The sequence below is a fragment of the Blastococcus haudaquaticus genome (genome assembly GCF_900230285.1).
Taxonomy (GTDB): domain Bacteria; phylum Actinomycetota; class Actinomycetes; order Mycobacteriales; family Geodermatophilaceae; genus Blastococcus_B; species Blastococcus_B haudaquaticus.
Genome location: NZ_OCNK01000002.1, coordinates 289,892 through 311,562 on the forward strand (window position 1 = coordinate 289,892; position 21,671 = coordinate 311,562).

Genomic DNA, 21,671 nt, shown 5'->3' on the forward strand with positions numbered 1-21,671 from the left:
GGTCAGTGCCCGCGGAAGGCCTCCTCGAGCCACCACGAGGGCTGCTCCCGGGTCACCTTCGCGTCCACGAGCAGCGGCGCCGTCCGGGGTCCGGCCAGCCACTGCCGCACGCCGTCGAGGTCCGCGACGCTGCGCACGGTGACCGCGGCGAAGCCGTGGCCCCGGGCGATCGCGGCGAAGTCGGTCTCCGGGAAGCGGACGGTGTCCAGCGGGTGCCCGTCCGGCCCGAAGTGGTGCACCTCCGCGCCGTACGCGGCGTCGTCGTACACGACGACCACCATCGGGAGGCCGAGCCGAACCACGGTCTCGAGCTCCGAGGCGCCCATGAGCGCTCCCCCGTCGCCGAGGGCCGCGACGGGCAGCCGGCCGGGCCTGGCGACGGCGGCACCGATCGCGGTCGCCAGCCCCAGCCCGACGGACTGGAACGCCTGCGTGAAGCAGAACCCGAACTCGTCGGGCACGTCCAGGAACATGCTCGGGTAGCCCATGAAGTTGCCGGAGTCGACGGCGACCAGGCGCTCGGCCGGCAGCAGGTCGTCCAGCGCGATCGTGAGCGCCCGCGGGTCGACCAGCCCCGCTCCCCCGCCGTCGTCGAACGGCTCGTCCCGCCAGCGCCCGCGCGTCGTGAGGGCGGCCCGCACCTCGTCCGTCCGGTAGCCGGGCGCCTGCTCACCGACGAGGCCGAGGACGGTCTCGGCGACGGACCGGACGTCGCCGACCACCCCGAGGTCCACCGGGCGCTGGGCGCCGATCGCTCCGGGGTCGTCGTCCACCTGCACCACCACGGCGTCGTCGGCGATCAGCCGGCCGTGCCGCATCGTCCACATGTTGAGCGCGCACCCCCAGCCCACGACCAGGTCGGCGCCGGTGATCAGCTCCGCGGCCAGCGGGGTGGCGAAGCCGCCCGAGACGTCGAGGTCCCAGGGGCTGCCGCGGAACAACCCCTTGGCGACCGCGGACGTCGCCAGCAGCGCGCCGCACCGGTCGGCGAGCGCCTCGAGCGCAGCTCGGGAGCCGCGGGCACCGCGCCCGGCCACGAACACCGGCCGCCGGGCCGCGCTGAGGGCGTCCGCCAGCCGGTCGAGGTGCTCCGGAGGCACCGCGACCGACGGCACGACCGGCACCGGCTCCCCCGCGTCGGCGGGCAGCTGCTGCACGTCCAGGGGCAGGTTGAGGACGACGACCCGCCGGTGGTCCCGGGCGGTGACCACCGCGGCCGCGGCGACGGCCGCCGCGTCCTCCGCCGTGTCCACCCGCATCGACATCGCCCCGACGGCCGAGGCCAGCGCCGTCTGGTCGACGAAGAAGTTGGACCGGCGCGAGGTCGCCTCCGCGGTGACGACCACCAGCGGCGTCCGGCTCTTCGCCGCCTCGGTGATCCCGGTCAGCGCGTTGGTCAGGCCGCAGCCCTGGTGGACGCTGAGCGCGGCCACCCGTGCGGACATGCGGGCATAGGCATCGGCCATCGTGGCCGCTCCGCCCTCGTGCCGGGCCGCCACGTACCGGGCGCCCCCGGCGACCATGGCGTTGGTCACCGCGAAGTTGCCCGATCCCACCACCCCGAAGACGGCGTCGACGCCGGACCGGACGAGCACCTCGCCGACCACCTCGGCGACCGTCCGGCTCATCCCCGTTCGACCAGGGCCACTGCGCGCAGGGGCGAACCGGAACCCGACACGATGGGCAGCGGGGCGGCGACGACGAGCGCGCCGGTCGCGGGCAGCCGGTCGAGGTTCTGCAGCTGGGTCAGCCCGTACTTGCCGCTGCCCATCAACGCGGAGTGGCACGGGAACGGCGGGTCGAACGAGTGGGCGCCGCCGGCGTCGGTGCCCACGGTCTCCACCCCGAGACCGATCACCGGCGTCTCCTCGGCCAGCCAGCGGGCGCAGGCCGGCGAGAGCCCTGGCGTGTGCGGGCCGGTCTCGTCGGCGTTGAGGAACTGCTGCTGCGACGCCGACCGCGTGGCCCACCCGGTGCGGAACAGCAGCCATCCGCCGTCGGGCAGCGGGCCGTGCTCGGCCTCCCAGGCGCGGACGTGCTCGACCTCCAGCAGGAAGTCGGGGTCGGCGGCCGCCTCGGCGGAGAAGTCCAGGACGACGGCCGGCGCGACGAACCGCTGCGCCGGCACCGACGCGACGTCGTCGCCGCCCTTCCCGGTGACCCAGTGGTTGGGGGCGTCGAAGTGCGTCCCGGTGTGCTCGCCGGTCCGGAAGTTGTTCCAGTACCAGGCCGGGCCGCGGTCGTCGTAGCGGCTGAGCTCCTCCAGCTGGAAGGAGGCCGTCTGCGCGAACTGCTCGGGCAGCGCGATCACCGGGGTGTCCGACGACAGCGGGGCGGTCAGGTCCACCACCTCGATCGCTCCGGTGGACAGCGCCTCGGCGAAGCTGGAGAGCACGGACATCGCGGATCCCTTCGGGCCGGCAGCGAGCGGCCGTCAGCCAAGCACACGCGCGGGGGTTCCGCGCACCCTGGCCGGGGCAGCGATCAGGGGTCCTCCCGTGAGGCGTCCAGCGCCGCGTAGATCTCCTCGGCGTGGTCGAACACCAGGAAGTGCCCCTCGCCGGGGAACCAGTGACCCGTCGAGTTCGGCAGCATCGCGCTGAGCACCTGACCGAGCGCGACCGGGACCTGCCAGTCCTGCGTCCCGTGCCAGATGTGCACGTGCTGGCGGACGGCTGCCAGCGGGAAACCCCACGGCCGGAACAGCAGCGCCCGGTCCTCGGCGAGCGCGGCCGACCCGTTGCGCAGGCCCTCGGAGAAGGTCTCGGCCAGGATGTGCCGCACCGCGGGCCGGCCGATGACCCGCCGGTCGGCGGCGTTCAGCCGCACCTGCAGGTACCTCGGGATGAGTGCCGGCCGGATCGCGAGCGGGGCGAAGGCGGGCTGCAGCATCGCCGCCCGGGAGGGACGGTGCACGGCCTCCCGGAGCCGCTCCGGCACCCAGCGCGGCCACGGCCAGGGGACGTCGGGCGGCGGCGCCCCGCCCAGCACGCCGACGGCGCCCACCCGGTCGCCGAAGACGTGCGCGCAGGCGAGCGCGTAGGCGGCGCCCCCCGACAGGCTGAGGACGGCGAACCGGTCGATGCCCAGGTGGTCGAGCAGCTGCCGCACGTCGTCCGGCCAGTCCATGACGCGCCGGCCCGGGTGCGGGTCGGACCGGCCGAAGCCGGGGCGGTCGGGGACGACCAGGCGCACGCCCCAGCGCTCGTATGCACCCGGGTCCTCGACGTGCCGCTCGAGCCGGGAGCTGGGCGAGCCGTGGCAGCCCAGGACCGGCCGGCCGGCGGGGTCGCCCCACTCCGCGTAGGCGAGCGTCCGGCCGTCGGCCAACCGCACGGAGCCCTCCCGAGGGCCGTCCGTGCTCAGCGCGCGCCGGCCAGTTGCTTGACGGCGTTGACGACGTAGAGGACCGACAGCGCCAGGAAGAGCGCACCGATCGCCGCGCGGACCTGCTCGTCGGACAACCCGGACCGCCGGGCGACCGGCGCCGCCACGGCGTCGGCCAGCTTCGCGCGCCAGCCCTGCAACCCGGCTTCTCCCACAGCTCTCGCATCCATGGCCCGGCACTACCCGAGGGCCGTCCCGGCCAGACGCGATCCTCCCGCCCGTCGGCCGGGCACCTACCGCCCGAGCCAGTCGACGGCCTCCCGCGCGATCTCGGGCGGGACGGTGTGCCCGCCCGCGAACTCGCGGTAGGTCACCTCGTACCCGTCGTTCTCCAGCGCCGGGACGATCCGCCGGCTGGTGCGCCCGATCGGCAGGACCTCGTCGGCGTGGCCGTGCGAGACGAACACGGGCGGCCGGCCCGACCGGCCCGCGGGCGGCACGAATCCCGGGGAGAACGCGACGATCCGGCGGAACAGGCGCCCATTGGCCAGGCCCAGGCCCAGGGCGTACGACGCGCCGTCGGAGAACCCGCCGACGGCGATCCGCCCGGCGTCGACCTCCGTCCGGGCGAAGACCGTCGCCAGCGCCCGGTCGATCAGGTCGACGTCGACGCCGTAGCCGGCGCGGACGGCGTCCCACGTCGGACCGGAGGAGGACGGCGCCAGCAGCAGGAGTCCTCGTTCGTCGGCCGCGTCGCGGAGGAACGCCAGGCCCGAGGCGGCGGTGCCGCCCGCGCCGTGCAGGCACACCAGCAGCGGGGCCGCACGTCCGGGGGCGAGCACCGGCGGGACGTGCAGCACCGGGTCCCGCGTGGGGCGGAGGCCGAGCGGGTGGTCGCCCGGCGCGAGCGGCACGTCCGGGCGCTCCGACGCGTCGCCCGGTCGTGCCGTCAGTCGCGCGGGCACCGCCACGTCACCGGCGGCCGTCGTGGACGGCGGCCCAAAGGGCGGCCCGGACGCCGCCGGCGCCCCACGCGTTCGGCTCGATGAGGTTGCAGAACCACAGGTCCCGTTCCGCCGGTCGCGCCTCGCGCCGGGACGGGTCCCCGGCGAGCAGGCCGTGCCCGCGGAAGGACTCCGCGATCTCGGCCACGGCCGCGCCGTGTTCGGCAGCCACCGCACGCAGCGAGTCGTTCAGCTCGCCGATGGCGGCGACCGCGTCAGGCCATGGCGGCAAGCCCAGCCGCTCCGCGTTCCCCGTCCCGTCGCTGGGGTCGTACACGGTTCCGACCACGATCCGCGCGGCCGGCGCCGTCCGGGCGAGCTCGGCCATCGCGAGGTCGACGGCGGCGCGCACCCCGGCGATCACCGCACGAGCCGCCTCGGTGTTCCCGTAGGCGCCGAGGAGGTCGTTGCCGCCGATCGTCACGGTGACGAGCGTGGGCCGCAGCCCCAGCGCCCGCAGCCGCGGGAGCTGGGTCTGCAAGAGGGTCCGGGTGGTGGCGCCGTCCGTGGCCAGCAGCGAGAAGGCCATGCCGGGGTGGAGCGTGCGCAGATCCCGTCCCCGCCACTCCGGGAAGTCCTCGTCCTGGTTGGCGAACAGCAGGCTCGCCCCGCCCCGCCCGGGCCCGCCGGAGTAGTCGTCGATCGAGATGGAGTCGCCGAGCGCCACGTAGGCGGGTTCCCCGGATCCCGGCATGCGCTCATGGTGCCCGCCCGACAGCCGTCCGGCACCCGCGGTTCCCTACTCTCGGCCCGGCGGCGCGGGTTCGGCCGCGGCGCCGGAGAGAAGGGGTGTTCCCGTGGGCAGGGCCCGCACACCGGCCGAGGCGTACCGGCACTTCGGCGAGGTCGACGCCGCCGGGACATCGCCGCTGTACGCGCGGGTCGCCGTGGCCCTGAGCGGGTCCGACGAGGCGCTGCGGGCCGTCGAGGACGCGCCGGCGCGGCGGCGGCAGCCGCCGCTGGTCCTCGCGGCGCTGCACGACCTGGCCCTGGCGGGGCGCGCTCCGGCGCTCGCCGACGCGTACGCGGCCGGAGACCTCGACGCGGCATGCCACGCAGCGATCGAGACGCTGCTGCGGATGAGCGACGAGGTCGCGGCGATCGTCGGACGACGGCGGGTCCGGACCGTCGACACCGCTCGCTGCGCCGTGCTGTACCCGGCCGTCGCCGAGGCGGCGCACCGGCTCGGCGCCGACGCGGTCGGGCTGATCGGCGCCGGGTCGTCCGCCGGGCTCGACGGGCACCTCGACCGCGTCGGCATCGCCTACGACGACGGGCCCGTGCTCGGTGACCCGTCGTCCCCCGTGCAGTTGTCGCCCACGGTCGTGGGCGACCGCCCCGTCCCGGCGCGGGCGGTTCCCGAGGTCGTCGCCCGGGTGGCCGTCGACCCGCATCCCGTCGACCTGGCCGATCCGGACGACGCCCGGTGGGTGCGTGCCTGCCTGGCGCCCGACCGTCCGGATCGGCTCGCGGAGCTCGAGGCAGCGCTGGCCGTCGTGGCGTCCGCTCCACCGCTGCTGCTCGGGGGCGATCCGGTCGACCGGCTGCCCGACGCCGTCGCCCGCGTTCCCGAGGGAGCCCTCCCCGTCGTCACCACCACGTGGACGCTCTCGACCTTCTCCCCCGAACGCCGGCAGCGCTTCCTGGACCGCCTGGGCGAGGCTGCGGCCGGACGGCCCCTGGCGTGGGTCTCGGTGGAGGGGGTCGGCGTCGCGCCGTCGATCCCGACGTTCGGCGACCGTCCCGCCTCCGGCCACAGCATCCTCGGCCTCGCGCTGTTCGACGGGGACTCCCGGCAGGCCGACGCCGTGGGCCGCTGCTGGTCGCGTGGCCGCCTGCTGTCCTGGCTGGCCGACGGGTAGCCGCCGGGTGGCCGGGATGGCCCGCGGAACGCCGCTCAGCCGGTCCGCACCCCGCGGTGCCGGCCCAGGTAGTGCGACAGTCCGACCGCGACCAGGAGGGCGGCCCCGTTGAAGACCGGGCTGGCCCAGGCGCTGGCGCCGGAGAGGGTCAGCCCGCTCACGGCCACGGAGACGAACAGCACGCCGATGATCGTCCCCACGGCGTTGAAGAAGCCGGGCACGACCGCTGTGGCGCCGAGGAACGCGGCCGCCAGGGCCGGGAACAGCAGGCTGGTCCCGTTGTCGGCCGTGGCGCTGCCGGCCCGGGCCAGCTGCAGCACTCCCGTCACCCCGGCGAGGGCACCGGCGAGCACGAACGTCGTCCACACGGACCGCTCGACACGGATGCCGACCAGCCGGGCCGACCGGGGGTTCGACCCGATCGCGTACAGGCTCCGGCCGAACGGCGTCTGGGCGAGCAGGTACCAGAGGGCGACGGTGGTGATCAGGACGACGAAGACGACCCGCGGCAGCCCGAGCCAGGTCGAGCCGCCGAAGCGCGGGAGCGCCGGGTCGATGCCGGCCAGGATCGTCTGGCCACCGGTGTACCACTGGATCAGGCCGCCCAGCAGGGTCGCCATGCCGAGGGTCGTGACGAAGCTGTTGAGCCCGAACCGGGTGACCAGCAACCCGTTGATCCCGCCGATCACGGCGCCGACACCCACGCCGACGGCGACGGCGAGCCCGAGCGGCAGGTCGTGGAAGCTCATCAGCCCGGCCGTGAGGACGCTGGAGGTCGCGGCGATGGCCCCCAGCGAGAAGTCGAAGTACCCCGTGACCAGCGGCAGGATGACCGCGAGGGCGAGGAGGGCGACCACGGACTGGTTGCCCAGCAGCACGCTGGCGTTCTGACTGGTGAAGAACGTCGCCGAGCTCTCCGGGTACACGGCGAAGAAGGTGATCACCGCCAGGAGGAGCGCCAGCAGGGCGTTGCGCTCGGCGAAGCCCTTCAGCCGCGACGACGGCGTCGGGGCGGCGACCGGGGAGGGTGCGGAGGCGTCCGAGCCGTTCCCGTCGGAGGTGTCGAGGTGCTCGGTGTTCGTCAGGGTCATCGTCGCTCTCCTGGGGCCGGCGCGGGGCCGGCGACGGGCTCGGTGCTCTGGGTGAGTGCGGTGAGGCGGTCGGCGGTGAGCTCCGGCCCGCTCAGCTCCGCCGCCACGCGTCCGTCGCGCAGGACGAGCACCCGGTCGCAGAGGCCGCAGAGCTCGAGCTGGTCGGAGGAGGCGACGAGGACGGCGCAGCCGCGACCGGCGGTCTCCCGCACGATCCGGTAGATGTCGGCCCGGGACATGACGTCGACCCCCTGGGTCGGCTCGTCGAGGAGCAGCAACGCGGGCTCGCGACGCAGCCACCGGGCCAGGATCGCCTTCTGCTGGTTCCCTCCCGACAGGGCCGCGAACGGCGCCTCGGTGGAGGGGGCCTTGATGGTGTGCGACCGGAGCAACGCGGCGGCGTCCACCCGCTCCCGGCGAGCCGCCATCCCCCAGGGGCGCCAGTACCGGCGGACGACCGTGGCGGAGAGGTTGTCCCGGACCGTGAGGTCGGCGAACGCGGCCTCACCGCCGCGGTCCTCGGGCACGTAGGCGACCCCGCCGGCGATCCGCCCCGCCACCGTGGCGGCCGTGCTCGCACCCGGCGGGCCCGCGGCGATCCGCACGCTGCCTGCGATGGGGGTGTGCTCGCCGAACACGGTCTTGAGCAGGGAGGTGCGGCCGGAGCCGACCAGCCCGGTGACGCCGACGATCTCGCCGCGCCGGACCTGGAGGTCGACCCCGCGCAGGGGTCCCCCGGACACGCCCGACACGTCCAGGACCACCTCGGGACCGTCCGTTCCAGCGGGCGTGCCGCTCGCGGCGGATGCGTCGCCGGTGGCAGCCGGCCCGGTGCCGGGAGGGTTCCCCGCGATCCCGGTCATGTGGGCCACCAGGTCCCGCTCGGTGGGCCGTGCGCCCACCAGGGATGCCACGGAGCGCCCGTCCCGGAAGACCGTGAAGTCGTCGGAGACCGAGAGCACCTCCGGCATCCGGTGACTGACCATGAGCACGGTCTGCCCGTGGTCGGCCCGCCGCCGCACGGCGTCGAGGAGGAGCTGCGACTCGTGCTGGGGCAGCGTGGCGGTGGGCTCGTCGAGCACCAGGACCAGGTGCCGGTCGTCCTCCTGGTCCTGCAGGGCCCGGGCGATCGCCACGAGGGTGCGCTGCGCCGGACGGAGAGCTGCCACGGGTGTCGCGGGCGACGCGTCGATCTCGTAGTCCGCGAGCAGTCCGGCGACCCGCCGGTGCAGCGCCGTCCAGGAGACCCGGCCGGTCGCCCCGCGGGGGTACCCGGCGTCGAGTGCGACGTTCTCCGCGATCGAGAGCTCGGGGAACAGGCCGAGGTCCTGGTGGACGAAGCGCAGGCCGGCGGCGCGCCCGGCGCGGGCGTCGTACTCCGCGGCCGACCACGACGAGCCGGCCATCTCGATCCGACCCGCATCGGCGCGGTGGACCCCGGCCAGGACTTTGATCGTCGTGGACTTGCCGCACCCGTTGCCGCCGACCAGGGCGTGCACCGTGCCCTGCCGCAGCGTCAGGTCGGCAGCGTCGAGGGCGAGCGTCGCGCCGAACCGCTTGGTCATCCCCGCGATCCGCAGGACGACGTCCGTCGCGGAGGCCGGAAGGGATTCCGTGCTCGTCATGGTGGTCCTTTCGCCGGTGGCCGCCCCCGAAGGAGCGGCCACCGGGATGGCGGAGCGGGCGGTCAGACGCCCCAGGCCTCCTGGTAGGCGGCCCGGAAGTCGACCGGCTCGAAGTCCTGCCCCTGCGGCGGCAGGCCGTTCTCCGCGTCGACGACCTGGAAGCCGTCACCCTGGACCAGGGGCTCCTCGCCGTTGAGCACCCGGATCGCGGTGTCCACCGATCCCCAGCCGCCCCACTGGGTGGGGTAGCCGACGATGGCGTCCTGGCCGCCGTCGGAGCGGATCAGCTCCATGTTGGCGACGTTGCCCAGGCCGCTGATGACGTTCAGGTCGGCCGAGCGGCCGGAGGAGACGACGGCCTGCGCCAGACCGGCCGGCATCCACCCGCCGAGCGGCACGAAGACCGAGTCGGTGTCGGGTGCCTGCAGCAGGGCGGTCGAGAACTTCTGCGGCAGCGCTCCGGTCATGACGTCGTTGTTGGCGACCTCCAGCGTGCCGACGATCTCGCAGTCGGCGCAGGTGGCGATCTCCTTCTCGAACCCGTCGGCCAGCCACGGGCCCCAGAGCGGGTCGGTGAAGACGAGGTGGAGGACCTTCGCCTGTCCGTCGGTCTTTCCGATGATCCAGTCCGCGGCGAGCTTGCCCTGCAGCTCGAAGCTCTCCTGGACGCTCATGTCCTCGAGCTGCAACCGCTCGCTGGCCCACAGCGGCTGACCACCGACGGCGTCGCAGTCGGCGCCACCGGCGCCCACGACGGTGCCCCCGGCGTCCTTGGCCTCCTGGAAGGGCTGCTGGATGCTGGCGCAGTCGATGCCCACCGGGACCACGACATCGGCGCCGGCGCTGACCGCCTGGCGCACGCAGTCACCCCAGCCGTTGGGGTTGAGCTTGCCGTCGCACAGCCGCACGCTCCAGCCCACGGCCTCGGCCGCCTCCTGCACCGCGGCCGTCGGCGTGGCACAGCTCGGGATCTGCTCACCGCAGGAGATGGCCCACAGCTCGACATCCTCGGCCGGTGTCGTCGGGGTGGTCGGGGGCGTGCCCATCTGCCCCTCGTACGCGATCTGGAGCAGGTCCTGGGTGGCCGCCGACCCACCTCCGGCGGCGCCTGCCGTGCTGCCGGAACCGGCGGCGTCCTCGTCCGAGGAGCCGCACGCGGCCAGTCCCAGGGTGGCGACCAGGCTGAGGACGGCGGTCACGCCGAGCCGGCGCAAGGAGCGGGTCATGAAGATCCCTTCGACGCTTGGTGCCCGACATCGGTGACGGGCATCACTGCCGCCGAAGTGTCAGGACCGGAGCGACCGAGCGGAAATCACTTCTTCTGCTGCGCGGTATCAGCGACGTCGATATCGACGTGGGGACCGCCCACTGCCAGCTGCGCGGCCCGGACGACGAGGTCGCGGAGGTAGACGTGCTCCGGGTCGTCGTCGTACACCGGGTGCCACCACATGGCCTCGATGAGCGGTCCCGCGTCGAAGGGGCACGGCAGCGCCCGGATGCCGATGTTGAGCGGCAGCAGGTCCACCAGCCGGCGCTGCAGCAGGGCGATGCGGTTGCTGCCGGCGATCAGCGCGGGCACCGTCAGGAAGCTCTCGACGACGATCTGGACGTGCGGCTCGATGCCCAGCATGCGCATCTGGCGCGCGGCCGGCGTCGACGCCGTCGGCCCGTGGTAGGTGGCCACCCACGGAAGGGTCTCCAGGTCCTGGACCGTCAGTCCCACGTCCGCGACCGGGTTGTCGGCGGCCACCACGCAGACCCACTCGTCGCGGTACAGGTCCCGGCGGGAGAGGTCGGTCAGGAACCCGGGAGGCAGGAAGAGCAGATCGGCGGTGAGGAGCGCCTGCTCCGCACGGTCCACCACGGCCGGCGAGTGCGTCGACAACCGCAGGCGGGTGTTCGGCGCCTCCTCGGCCAGCAACTCGGCGACGGTGTCGCCGAGGACCGCCACGACGTAGTCGCTCACCAGCAGCGAGAACTCGCGCGTGGAGGAGGCCGGGTCGAACTCCGGCTGCGCCGTGAAGACGCGCTCGACACCGCTGAGCGCGATCCGGGCGAGCTCCCGGAGCTGCACCGCCAGCGGCGTGAGGCGGTAGTCGTTGCCGACCCGGGTGAGCAGCTCGTCGTCGAAGTGCCGGCGCAGCCGGGCGAGCGACGCGGACAGCGCGGGCTGGCTGAGTCCCATCTGCGCGGCGGCCCGGGTCACGCTGCGCTGCTGGAGCAGGGCGTCGAGCGACACGAGCAGGTTGAGATCCAGGCTCGCGAGGTTCACGCCTGCACGGTATCGACGTCAGTGATGCCAGTCATCAGACATCTGGTCTTCCCTCACCCCTGTGGGCTGCACCACTGTCGGGACCGTGCACCAGTCTCCCGACGACTCCGCCGCTGACCCCGCTGCCGCGCTCGACCGCACCGACCCCGAGAGCGCCATCGCGGCCGCCGCGAAGCGCTGCTCGAACTGGGGCCGCTGGGGTGCCGACGACGTCATCGGCACCATGAACTTCCTCGACGACGCCAAGCGGGTCGAGGGTGCGGCCCTGGTGCGGCGGGGCGCGAGCTTCTCGCTGTCGCAGTCCTTCGACACCGACGGCCCGCAGAAGGGCTGGCGCCGCCGGACCAACCCCGTGCACACGATGACCGACACCGGCACCGACGCCGAGCGCGGGAACCAGGGCTTCCCGCACGGCATCGGGGGCGCCGACGACGTCATCGCCATGCCCCTGCAGTGCTCGACCCAGTGGGACGGCCTCGGCCACATCTTCGACCACGGCTTCGCCTGGAACGGCCGCCGGGCCGGCGACGTCGTCACCAGCGAGGGCGACCTGGTCACCGGCATCGAGAACGTCGCCTCGCTGATCGCCGGCCGCGGCGTGCTGCTCGACGTCGGGCGGGTCCTGGGCACCGACGGCGAACTGCCCGACGGCTTCGCCATCACCCAGCAGCACCTCGAGGCGACGATCGCCGCGCAGGGCGAGTCGTCCCGCGTCGGGCGCGGCGACCTCGTGGTCGTCCGGACCGGTCGGCTCACCCGTGCCCGCCGCGACATCGCCGAGGGGCGCGGCTGGGGTGACTACGCCGGCGGCGCCGCCCCCGGCCTGTCCTTCACCACCGCCGACTGGCTGCACGGCACCGAGATCGCCGGGATCGCCACCGACACCTGGGGCTTCGAGGTGCGGCCCAACGAGTTCGACGTGGCCTTCCAGCCCCTGCACCAGGTCGCCATCCCCAACATCGGCCTGTCCATCGGCGAGATGTGGGACCTCGACGCCCTGGCCGCCGACTGCGCGCAGGACGGGCGCTACGACTTCTGGCTCACCGCCGCCCCCCTGCCCGTGACCGGCGCCGTCGGCTCCCCGGTCAACCCGATCGCCGTCAAGTAGCGGACGAAGGAGTCCCCCCGTGCCCGCAGTCAGCAGCACGCTCGTCGTCGGCAGTGGTCTGGCCGGCGCCGCCACCGCCATCCACCTGGCCTCGGCCGGCGTCGCCGTCGACCTGGTCGAGATCAAGCCGGACCTGGCCACCCTCGGCTCCGGCATCACCCTGCAGGGCAACGCGCTGCGCGAGCTCCGGTCGCTCGGGGTGTGGGACCAGGTGCAGGCGGCCGGCTACGCCTTCGACGTCACCGGCATCCGCGCTCCCGACCCGAACGGCACGGTCGTGGCGGAGATCCCGGACGCCAAGACCGGCGGACCGGACCTTCCCGCCGCCATGGGCATGCCCCGGCCCGAGCTGGCCCGCATCCTGGCCGACCGCGCGACGGAGGTGGGTGTCAAGGTCCGCTTCGGGACGACGTTCATCGATCTGACCCAGGACGCGGACGGCGTCGACGTCACCTTCTCCGACGGCTCCGCCGGCCGGTACGACGTGGTCGTGGGCGCCGACGGCGTCCGGTCGTACACGCGCCGGGCGCTGGGCGTGAACCTGGAGACGAGATCGGTCGGCATGGGCATATGGCGCGCCTTCGGGCCGCGCCCCGCCAGCGTGACGCGGACCGACCTCTACTACGGCGGACCGTCCTACATCGCCGGCTACTGCCCCACCGGCGAGAACTCGCTCTACGCCTACATCGTCGAGGACGCCCAGGACCGCAGCGCCCTCACTCCCGACGAGCAGCTGGCCACCATGAAGCAGCTGTCGCAGGCCTACCACGGCCCGTGGGACGAGATCCGCGAGAGCCTGACCGACCCGACGCGGGTCAACTACACGTGGTTCGAGACCCACGTCCTCGACGAACCGTGGAACCGCGGCCGGGTCGTGCTCATCGGCGACGCCGCGCACACCTGCCCGCCGACCATCGCCCAGGGCGGCGCCATGGCCCTGGAGGACGCCGTCGTCCTCGCCGAGCTCCTGGTCGAGCGGGACGCGCTCGACCAGGACCTGTGGGACGCCTTCATGGCGCGCCGCTACGAGCGCGCGAAGACGGTCGTCGATGCCTCCAACTCACTCGCCCAGTGGCAGCTCGACCACGTCCAGGGCGACATCCCGAGCCTCATGCGCTCCATCGCCATGCTCACCAGCCAGCCGGCCTAAGGACACGAGGACCTTCCGATGACCCAGCGCCTGATCACCCACCTGCGGCACGTCGACCTCGCCGTGCCCGACTTCGCCACGCAGCTCGACTTCTACTCCGGGGTGTGGGGCCTGACGCCCGAGCACACCGACACCGGGCTGGCGTTCCTGGCCGCCGAGGGTTCGCCGGAGCAGTACATCGTGCGGCTGCGCCAGGCGACCGACAAGCGGATCGACCTGATCTCCTTCGGGGCGGCGAACGCCGCGGACGTCGACACCCTGGCCGCGCAGCTCGCCGCCGACGGCGTGCAGCTCGTCGGCGAGCCGAACACGCTGCAGACGCCCGGTGGCGGCTACGGCTTCCGGTTCTTCGACAACGAGGGCCGCACGATCGAGATCAGCTCCGACGTCGAGGTGCGGCAGCACCGCGCGATCGAGGAGGGCGAGTCCATCCCGGTGCGGCTGTCGCACGTCGTCCTCAACTCCACCGACCCCGAGGGCACGGTCGCGTTCTACGACAAGCACCTCGGCTTCGCGCTGTCGGACACGCTCATGCACCCGCGCATGGGCAACATGATGTGGTTCCTGCGCACGAACGCCTGGCACCACAGCATGGCGATCGCGCGTGGGCCGCACGCCTCGCTGCACCACGCCTCGTTCGAGATGCGGGGCATCGACGAGTACATGCGCGGCACCGGCCGCCTGCTGCGCGCGGGCGTCGAGAAGGTCTGGGGCCCCGGGCGGCACCTCGCGGGCAACAACACGTTCAGCTACTTCCTGGACCCCCACGGCAACACCGTCGAGTACACGACGGAGCTGGAGACCCTCGACGAGGACACCTGGCACCCGCACCTGTACGACATCAGCAACCCCGAGGTCAGCGACCAGTGGGGCACGGCGAACGCGATGAACGAGTTCGTCGCCCAGAAGTCGTTCAACGACCCCGACAAGGGTCTCTTCGTCGCTCCCCCCGTCTGATGCGCTTCGCGACCTGGGAGTCCTCCGGCGAGGTCCACGCCGGAGTGGTCTCCGATGACGGCCTCCACGAACTCCCCGCGCGGACGACGGTGCTCGACCTCGTCCGTGCGGGGCTCCCAGCCGCGCTCGAGGCCGGTGCCGCCGCGATGGAGGGGCCGGCCATCCCGGTCGCGTCCGTGCGCCTGCTGCCCCCGCTCCAGGCCCCGACCGTCCGCGACTTCGTCGCCTTCGAGGAGCACGTCGAGGGGATGGTGGCGCCGAGCGGTGACGGCGTGCCCCCGGAGTGGTACCAGGCGCCCACGTTCTACTTCACCAACCCGTACGCACTGGTCGGGGCGCACGACGACGTCCGGGTGCCCCCGGGTTCGCAGCGCTTCGACTTCGAGCTCGAGGTCGCCGTGGTGGTGGGCCGCGACGGCGCGTCGCTGAGCCCGGAGCAGGCCCGCGAGCACGTCTTCGGGTACACGATCCTCAACGACTGGTCGGCCCGCGACCTGCAGTTCCGCGAGATGGCGGTCCGGCTCGGTCCGGCGAAGGGCAAGGACTCCGCGACGACCCTCGGCCCCTGGCTGGTCACCGCCGACGAGCTGGAGCCCTACCGCGACGACGACGGCTTCCTCGCCCTGGACATGCGGGTGTCCGTGAACGGCGTCCAGATCGGCCAGGACCTGCTGTCGAACATGGGCTGGCCGTTCGAGGAGCTCATCTCCTACGCGTCGCGGGGCACCGAGGTGCGCGCCGGCGACGTCCTCGGCTCCGGGACCTGCGGCAACGGCGGCTGCCTCGGCGAGCTCTGGGGCACCCGGGGAGACGACGCTCCCCCGCCGCTGCAGATCGGCGACGTCGTCGAGATGACGGTCGAGGGCCTCGGCACCATCCGCAACCGCGTCGTAGAGGGCCTGCAGCTGCCTCCGGTGGCACCGGCGCGGCCGCGACCGCGGGTGCGCACGCGCTCGTGAGGGCCGCGGGGATGGTCGGGGGGCGGGTGGCGGGCAAGGCGATCGTCGTCACCGGCGCGGGCCAGGGCCAGGGGGCCGCCGAGGCGCGGCTGCTCGCGGCCGAGGGCGCGACGGTGGTCGGCTGCGACCTGACCCCGGAGCCCGCCGAGGAGCTGCCCGGGGTCGACTACCGGCAGCTCGACGTGACCGACGCCCGGGCCTGGAGCGCGCTCGCCGCGAGCCTGGACCGGGTCGACGGGCTCGTCGCCAACGCCGGTGTCACCTGGCGGGCGCGCCTCGCCGACCTCGACCCCGCCGACCTCGCGCGGGTGTCGGAGGTCAACGTGACCGGCCCCCTCCTGGGCATCCAGGCGCTTACGCCGCTGATGACCGACGGCGGGTCCGTGGTCGTCGTCGGCTCGGTCGCCGCGCTGACAGGGCACTTCCCGATCGCCTACACCGCCAGCAAGTGGGCGCTGCGCGGGCTGGCCAAGGCAGCGTGCCTCGAGCTCGGACCGCGCGGCATCCGGGTCAACACCGTGCACCCGGGCTACATCGAGACGCCGATGACCGCCTCGGCGGCACCGGCGTTCCGCGACGCGAACGTCGCCGAGACACCGCTCGGCCGCACCGGGACCGTCGACGAGGTGGCGCCACTGGTGCTCTTCCTCGTCAGCGACGAGTCCTCCTTCATCTCCGGCGCGGAGATCCCCGTCGACGGCGGCATGACCGCCCACGGCGGCGTGAAGTCGATCAGCGACGCCGTCCGCGCCTCCTAGCCACCCGCGACTCCTGGCTACCCACGACTCCTGAGAACCACCGAGAGGAACCACTGTGTTCGAGTACTTCCCCACTGCCCCCTACACCTGGAACCTCAGCGTCGTCGCGACCCTGAACTCCGGCGGCCTCATCGACGAGGTCGACCGCGCCTGCCGGCCCATCAAGGACGCCGCGAGCGCCGGCGAGGACGCGGGGACGACGGACTTCCTGCGCGCCTGGACCGCCCTCACCGACCAGCTCGTCGGCCAGGCGGAGGACGCCGAGAAGGCCGGGCACATCCGCACCGCCGGCCAGCTGTACTTCCGCGCCAACAACTACCTCGCGCAGGCCGAGCGGATGCTCGCGCACTCCAGCCCCGACCGGGTGCCCACCTACCGGCGGATGCTGGAGATCGCGCAGAAGGCGTTCGACACGCACAGCCCGCGGGTCTCGCGGGTGGAGGTCCCCTACGAGGGGACGACGCTGCCGGCCTACTTCAGCCAGGCGCCGGCCACGGACGACGGTCCCGCCCCGGTCATCGTGCTGGTCAACGGCCTGGACTCCACCAAGGAGCACATGTACGCCTCGAACCACTGGGAGGAGCTGGCCGCCCGCGGCATCTCGTGCCTGATGCTCGACCAGCCCGGCACCGGTGAGGCCATCCGGCTGCAGGGCCTCACCGCGCGGATCGACACCGAGGTCTGGGGCGCGGCCGCCGTCGACTACCTGGAGAGCCGGGACGACGTCGACAGCACCCGGATCGGCATCGTCGGCTGGTCGCTCGGCGGCTACTACGCGCCCCGTGCGGCCGCGTTCGAGAAGCGGTTCGCGCTCTGCGTGGCCTGGGGCGCCAACCACAACTGGGGCGCGGTGCAGCGCCGCCGCAAGGAGCGGGAGGGCGAGCGGCCGGTTCCCCACTACTGGTCGCACGTGCTGTGGGTGTGGGGGCAGGAGGGCAGCGAGCAGGACCTCGATGGCTTCCTGGCGTTCGCCGACGACGTCCACCTGGACGGTGTCGTCGAGAACATCACGGTGCCGTTCCTCATCGCCCATGGCGCGAACGACCGGCAGATCCCGGTCGACTACGCGCACCGCTCCTACGAGCAGGCCGTCAACTCGCCGAAGCGGGAGCTGCGGATCTTCACGCCGGAGGAGGGCGCGACGGAGCACATCGGCCTGGATCACCTCCCCCACGTCAGTGTCTTCGTCGCCGACTGGGTGGCCGACACCTTCGCCGGGCTGAAGGACTGACCGCCGTGCCCATGCTGTTCGTGACGCTGCCGGTGCGGGACCTGCCGGCCTCGCGGCGCTTCTACGAGGCTCTCGGCTTCCGGATCAACGAGCACTCCTCCGACGAACACACCGCTGCGGTGGTCGTCGACGACAACATCGTGGTGACGCTGCTGTCCCGCGACTCGTTCCCGGTTCCCGTCGGCGATCCCGCGGCCGGTCCGACGGCGGTCCACTGCCTGACCGTCGAGCACCGACCGCAGGTCGACGAGCTGGTCGAAGCGGCGCTCGCCTCGGGCGGGACCGCGCGCCCCGCCACCGACGACGAGACGACCTACACCGGCAGCTTCGCCGACCCGGACGGCCACGTGTGGCAGATCCGGTGGATGGACCAGCTGCACGTCGTCAACTGATCGGACCGAACTGACCGGACATCCCGCCACCCCCGACCCGGGCTGACCCGGCGAGTCAGAACGGTGGCGGGTCGTCCGGCGGTGGCGCGGGATCGGGTGGTGCCGGATCTGGTGGTCGCAGGCCCGGTGGCCGGGTGGTCCGGGTGATCCCGGACGGGCTGGTCACGTGCAACGTGCCGTCGGCGTCCATGCGGAAGGTCCAGCCACGGGCGAAGGTCTTCAGCCGGTGGTGGGACCGGCAGAGGCAGCAGAGATTCGTACACGTCGTCCGGCCGCCCTGGGCGTGCGGCACCACGTGGTCGTGGTCCGCCCAGCCCGACCGCTGACCGCAGTTGGGCTGCCTGCACCGGCGGTCGCGCGTGCTCACGAACCGCTGCAGGGCCGTCGTGGGCTCGTAGCGATCGGTGGGCTCCGGGACGCCGAGCAGCGGGCACTCGCAGGCGTCGGCAGGGTGCTCGGGGCAGCCGGCCTCGGCCAGGCGGGCGAGCTCAGCAGCGGTGACGGTGGCCAGCAGCCGCCCGTCGGCGTCGGACATCGCGACGGTGAGCGACCCGCCGTCCGGCTTCTGCAGCCCGAGTGCACCGAGTCGGCGAAGCAGGTCGCGCAGGTGCGCGGCAGTGATCGGGAAGCCGTTGACCTCCCCGCCGCAGGTCGAGACGCCCTCGAGCCCCTCGAGGGTGGCGGAGACGGCCAGGTTGACCGTCACTCCCGGGAGGCCGGAATCGGCCGGCCGCAGGATCAGCATCGAGTGGATCGCCGACCGGATCTGCCCGATCGGCCGGGGATCGCCGTCTGCCTTGGCCATCGCCGCCAGCTGGTCGATCACGTCGTAGCAGGCCGCCGCCTCGTCGGCCGGCAGGTCGGTCGCCAAGGCGACCATGCCGTCGCCGCAGTCGTAGCGCCGCACGTCTGCCGCGCGCTTCGCCTGCTCGTGGCGCTCTTCGATCGCGGTGGCGTCCAGCTCGGCCAGCCGAGCCAGCGCCTCGCGGCGAAGGGCGGCCAGGGACAGGTCGCGCGCGCCCGGCAGGACCGTCTCCTCGACCGCCCGCGCCAGATCGGGCGAGGTGTGCTGCAGCGCCTCGGCGAGCACACCCGCCCGGCGCTCGTCGATCTCGCCGTGGCGCAGCGCCTCGAAGGTCACCGGCAGGTTCTCCCGCCAGGTCCACGCCCGCCGGACACGGAAGGCAGCCGTGCCCCGGCCGACGTTCATCGCGTGGGCCACCTCGTCGGGGAAGAACTCGCTCACCCCGGGGAACTCCGGGTCGGTCCTCCGCCAGGTCCGGCTCCGGGTACCGGGACTGCCGGGCGGCGGATCTTCGACGTCGGGTCGCAGGTCGGCCAGCCGGAGGACGAGGTCCGCTTCCCTTGCCGTGTCCCGCGCCCGGTTGCGCTGGATCCGCTCCAGCTCAGCGGCGACGTCCTCGGCGTCGAGCCAGGACACGGGCAGCTGCGGCTGGGACTCCGGCTGGGTGAGGACCCAGTCGATCAGCACGCCCTCCACGACGGAGGTGCCGGACATCCGCTGCATGGATCGAACGTAGGTGCGACCACCGACAATTCTCGGCCGGCGTCGGAGAGTGGCGTCAGACGAGGTGGCGGCGCTGCAACCTGACGAAGGCCAGCCAGCCCACCGGCGCGGGCAGCCAGAAGGTAGCCGTCCGGAAGGCGAGGACCACCGCCAGCGCCGCGGACACCGGGACGCCGGTCGCCGTCAGCCCGCCGATGAGCGCGGCCTCCACCGCCCCGAGCCCGCCGGGCGTGGGCGCGACCGATCCCACGGTGGAGGCGACGAGGTAGACGCCGATCACCGTGGGCAGGGCGACGGAGACGTCGAAGGCCCGCAGGGAGGCGTCCAGCGCCAGCACGTACCCGGCGTTCTGCAGCAGGATGCCGCCCAGCGCCGTGAGCAGCCGGCAAGGCTCGGAGACCGCGGCGAGCAGCTGGGGCAGCGACTGCCGGACCAGTGGCTCGAGCCGGCGGCCCAGCATCCGCCGGACCGGCGCAACGGCGATCAGCAGTCCCACGACGACGACGGCACCGAGGACGACGAGCAGCACGTCGGAGCTGGGTACCAGCGACAGCCGGGACGTCGACACCCCGCTGGCCCAGGCCACGACGAGCAGGATCGCGACGGTGACCGCCACCGTCGCGAGCTGGCTCACCGCGACGCTGGCCGCAGCACCCGTCACCGTCAGCCCCGCGCGCTGCAGATAGCGGATGTTGAGCCCCACGTGGCCGACGGTCGGCGGCGTCACGAGCGTCAGCCAGGCCGTGGCCAGCTGCACCTGCGTCGTCCGCCCCAGCGACAGCGCCGTGGGCACGAACGCCACCAGGACCAGCGCCGCGCCTACGTACGTCACTGCCGATCCGCCGACCGCGGCGAGCAGCCACGGGACCTCCGCCCGCCGGAGCGACTCGACGATGCTCACCTGCGACAGCTGCGAGGCCAGGAGCAGCGCGGCGACCGTCGACGCGGCCACGGTCAGGATCGCGCGCACGGAGAAGCGCTCGAGGCGAGGCGCGGCAACCGTCGTCCCGTCCGGCTGGGCGAGTTCCTTGCGCAGATCGGCCAGGACCTCGGCACCCCGCACCGAACGACGCACGGCCGGCGGCAACGCGACCGGCTGCAGCAGCGCCGTCAGCCGGGGCGCTGCCGAGCCCGCGGTGTACTCCGCCCGCAGGGCCGACGCGGCCGGACCGGCGCCCACGACCGTCGCGCCACCGACGAGCAGGGCCACCGCGTCGAGGTCCCGCTGGAGGTCACCGGCCGCCGGCTGCGCGGACCGCAGGTCGCGGAACCCGGCCTCCCCGTCCGACAACACCACGACGCAGTCGGGCGCGAGCGAGCCGTGCGCCAGACCGACGTCGTGCAGCCGGCGCAGCGCGGCGAACGCCGCGGCCAGCCCCTGCTCGGCGCACTCCCCCGCCGCCGGCAACGGCGTGCCGGTCAGCGGCCGCTCGGCCAGCACGAGGGCAGGACCGACCGACAGCAGTGCCAGGACCCGGGGCACGGCCACCCCGGCGGCGGCGGCCAGGGCGGCGCTCGACGCCTGCCGTTCCAGCCCGCCCCGCTGGGTCAGCGACGGACGGCCGACGACGGACGTCCGGAAGCGCAGGGCACGTCCGGCCCGCCGCACGAACGGCACGCCCCGACCGTCCGGGTCCACGACGGTGATGGTGACGTCGCCGGTGGCGTCCGCTGCGGTGAAGCGCAGGAACCCCGCCGTCTGCTCGGCCACCCGCAGAGCGCCCACGTGGACACCGGCCCGGGCCAGTTCGGCGCGGACGACGTCGTCGGCCGGACGCGCGGGCGGCACCCCGGCGGCCACCCGCACGGTCAGCCCGGCGACCGCCCCCAGCAGGACTCCGGCGAAGGCGCCCGCCACGGTCAGGTTGCCGAGGGCCACGGCGCTGACGAGGGCGCCGAGGACGGCCCACCGCGCGGGCTGCCCCCAGCGGCGGCGCCGCTGCAGGTCCGCGCCGACGAGGAAAGCGACCGCGGCGACGACCGGGACGAGCGCCGCGTCGTCCCGGGGACCGGTCAGGACGACGGCGAGCGCGCCGCCCACCGCGTCGCCGAGCCGTTCCGCCGCTGCACCCGTCACCAGTCCGAGGACGAGGGCCACCAGGGCGTGCAGCAGCGCCGTCCGGCGGTGCCGCGCGGCGTCGACCGCGACCGTGAGGAGCACGCCCAGCAGAGCGAGGGACGCGACCGCCGACGCGACGGAGAACACCGTCCGGAGCGGATCGCCGGCCACGGCGGGGACCACGCCGACGACGGCTCCGACCGCCTCCGGCGCCTGGACGGCGGCCAGCACGAGGACGGCGAGGGCCGCCGCGGCGGTCGCCAGCCCGGCGACGTCGTTCGGCCGGCGCACCCGTTGCCGGAGCCCGGGTGCCGAAGGCGCACCCTCCCCCGGCCCGGTCACCGCGTC

General features: G+C 74.0%; 20 protein-coding genes. 8 read left to right on the plus strand and 12 right to left on the minus strand.

The genetic code is table 11. From position 1 onward, the window contains the following. Window positions 1-2 precede the first annotated feature (2 nt). From CRP30_RS08010 to CRP30_RS08035, 6 genes are all read right to left on the minus strand, one after another. Window positions 3-1,628: a thiamine pyrophosphate-binding protein gene (locus CRP30_RS08010; RefSeq protein WP_097183434.1), complete on the minus strand. Its 1,626-nt coding sequence runs from the start codon at window positions 1,626-1,628 to the stop codon at window positions 3-5. After that, on the minus strand, window positions 1,625-2,401 hold the full coding sequence (locus CRP30_RS08015) for a cyclase family protein (protein WP_097183435.1): 777 nt from the start codon (window positions 2,399-2,401) through the stop codon (window positions 1,625-1,627). Before CRP30_RS08015 ends, CRP30_RS08010 begins: the two co-directional genes overlap by 4 nt. An 83-nt stretch (window positions 2,402-2,484) precedes the next feature. Further along, complete coding sequence (locus CRP30_RS08020) at window positions 2,485-3,336, minus strand: alpha/beta fold hydrolase (protein WP_235003264.1); 852 nt, start codon at window positions 3,334-3,336, stop codon at window positions 2,485-2,487. Window positions 3,337-3,362: 26 nt separating this feature from the next. Further along, window positions 3,363-3,557 carry a hypothetical protein gene (locus CRP30_RS08025; protein ID WP_097184055.1) on the minus strand — a complete coding sequence of 65 codons (195 nt, stop codon included), beginning with the start codon at window positions 3,555-3,557 and terminating at the stop codon, window positions 3,363-3,365. A 63-nt stretch (window positions 3,558-3,620) separates the two neighbouring features. Continuing rightward, window positions 3,621-4,292 carry an alpha/beta hydrolase gene (locus CRP30_RS08030; RefSeq protein WP_235003265.1) on the minus strand — a complete coding sequence of 224 codons (672 nt, stop codon included), beginning with the start codon at window positions 4,290-4,292 and terminating at the stop codon, window positions 3,621-3,623. 7 nt (window positions 4,293-4,299) lie between these two features. Further along, complete coding sequence (locus CRP30_RS08035; RefSeq protein WP_097183437.1) at window positions 4,300-5,025, minus strand: GDSL-type esterase/lipase family protein; 726 nt, start codon at window positions 5,023-5,025, stop codon at window positions 4,300-4,302. Between the two features lie 103 nt (window positions 5,026-5,128). On the opposite strand from CRP30_RS08035, the gene CRP30_RS08040 reads away from it, so the two are divergent. Then, window positions 5,129-6,193 (plus strand): DUF2332 domain-containing protein, encoded by a 1,065-nt coding sequence (locus tag CRP30_RS08040; RefSeq protein WP_200814618.1) that lies wholly within the window; start codon window positions 5,129-5,131, stop codon window positions 6,191-6,193. Between the two features lie 35 nt (window positions 6,194-6,228). Here the strand turns inward: CRP30_RS08040 and CRP30_RS08045 are convergent, their stop codons facing one another. The 4 genes from CRP30_RS08045 to CRP30_RS08060 form a co-directional block, all read right to left on the minus strand. Further along, complete coding sequence (locus tag CRP30_RS08045) at window positions 6,229-7,284, minus strand: ABC transporter permease (protein WP_097183439.1); 1,056 nt, start codon at window positions 7,282-7,284, stop codon at window positions 6,229-6,231. Beyond that, window positions 7,281-8,909, minus strand: coding sequence for a sugar ABC transporter ATP-binding protein (locus CRP30_RS08050; protein WP_200814619.1), 1,629 nt, complete (start codon window positions 8,907-8,909; stop codon window positions 7,281-7,283). The genes CRP30_RS08045 and CRP30_RS08050 overlap by 4 nt, the downstream gene beginning before the upstream one ends. 62 nt (window positions 8,910-8,971) lie before the next feature. Beyond that, entirely contained in the window at window positions 8,972-10,135 is a 1,164-nt protein-coding gene (locus CRP30_RS08055; protein ID WP_097183440.1) for a sugar ABC transporter substrate-binding protein, read from the minus strand. 86 nt (window positions 10,136-10,221) lie between these two features. After that, a complete protein-coding gene (locus CRP30_RS08060; protein WP_097183441.1) occupies window positions 10,222-11,181 on the minus strand; it encodes a LysR family transcriptional regulator in 960 nt (319 codons plus the stop codon). 85 nt (window positions 11,182-11,266) lie between these two features. Between CRP30_RS08060 and CRP30_RS08065 the strand changes: the two genes are divergently transcribed. The 7 genes from CRP30_RS08065 to CRP30_RS08095 are packed head-to-tail and all read left to right on the plus strand — an operon-like array spanning window position 11,267 to window position 17,736. Continuing rightward, complete coding sequence (locus tag CRP30_RS08065; RefSeq protein WP_097184057.1) at window positions 11,267-12,289, plus strand: cyclase family protein; 1,023 nt, start codon at window positions 11,267-11,269, stop codon at window positions 12,287-12,289. A gap of 19 nt (window positions 12,290-12,308) precedes the next feature. Beyond that, on the plus strand, window positions 12,309-13,439 hold the full coding sequence (locus tag CRP30_RS08070) for an FAD-dependent oxidoreductase (protein WP_097183442.1): 1,131 nt from the start codon (window positions 12,309-12,311) through the stop codon (window positions 13,437-13,439). A gap of 18 nt (window positions 13,440-13,457) precedes the next feature. After that, window positions 13,458-14,396 (plus strand): VOC family protein, encoded by a 939-nt coding sequence (locus CRP30_RS08075; protein ID WP_097183443.1) that lies wholly within the window; start codon window positions 13,458-13,460, stop codon window positions 14,394-14,396. Further along, a complete protein-coding gene (locus CRP30_RS08080) occupies window positions 14,396-15,355 on the plus strand; it encodes a fumarylacetoacetate hydrolase family protein (protein ID WP_097183444.1) in 960 nt (319 codons plus the stop codon). Before CRP30_RS08075 ends, CRP30_RS08080 begins: the two co-directional genes overlap by 1 nt. Continuing rightward, window positions 15,352-16,113, plus strand: coding sequence for an SDR family NAD(P)-dependent oxidoreductase (locus tag CRP30_RS08085; protein WP_200814620.1), 762 nt, complete (start codon window positions 15,352-15,354; stop codon window positions 16,111-16,113). The genes CRP30_RS08080 and CRP30_RS08085 overlap by 4 nt, the downstream gene beginning before the upstream one ends. A 55-nt stretch (window positions 16,114-16,168) precedes the next feature. Then, window positions 16,169-17,344, plus strand: coding sequence for an alpha/beta hydrolase family protein (locus tag CRP30_RS08090; protein WP_097183446.1), 1,176 nt, complete (start codon window positions 16,169-16,171; stop codon window positions 17,342-17,344). A gap of 11 nt (window positions 17,345-17,355) precedes the next feature. Next, a complete protein-coding gene (locus tag CRP30_RS08095) occupies window positions 17,356-17,736 on the plus strand; it encodes a VOC family protein (RefSeq protein ID WP_235003330.1) in 381 nt (126 codons plus the stop codon). A 55-nt stretch (window positions 17,737-17,791) separates the two neighbouring features. Here the strand turns inward: CRP30_RS08095 and CRP30_RS08100 are convergent, their stop codons facing one another. Beyond that, window positions 17,792-19,264, minus strand: coding sequence for an HNH endonuclease signature motif containing protein (locus tag CRP30_RS08100; RefSeq protein WP_097183448.1), 1,473 nt, complete (start codon window positions 19,262-19,264; stop codon window positions 17,792-17,794). 55 nt (window positions 19,265-19,319) lie between these two features. Continuing rightward, window positions 19,320-21,665: a lysylphosphatidylglycerol synthase transmembrane domain-containing protein gene (locus CRP30_RS08105; RefSeq protein ID WP_143278423.1), complete on the minus strand. Its 2,346-nt coding sequence runs from the start codon at window positions 21,663-21,665 to the stop codon at window positions 19,320-19,322. Between the last annotated feature and the right edge of the window lie 6 nt (window positions 21,666-21,671).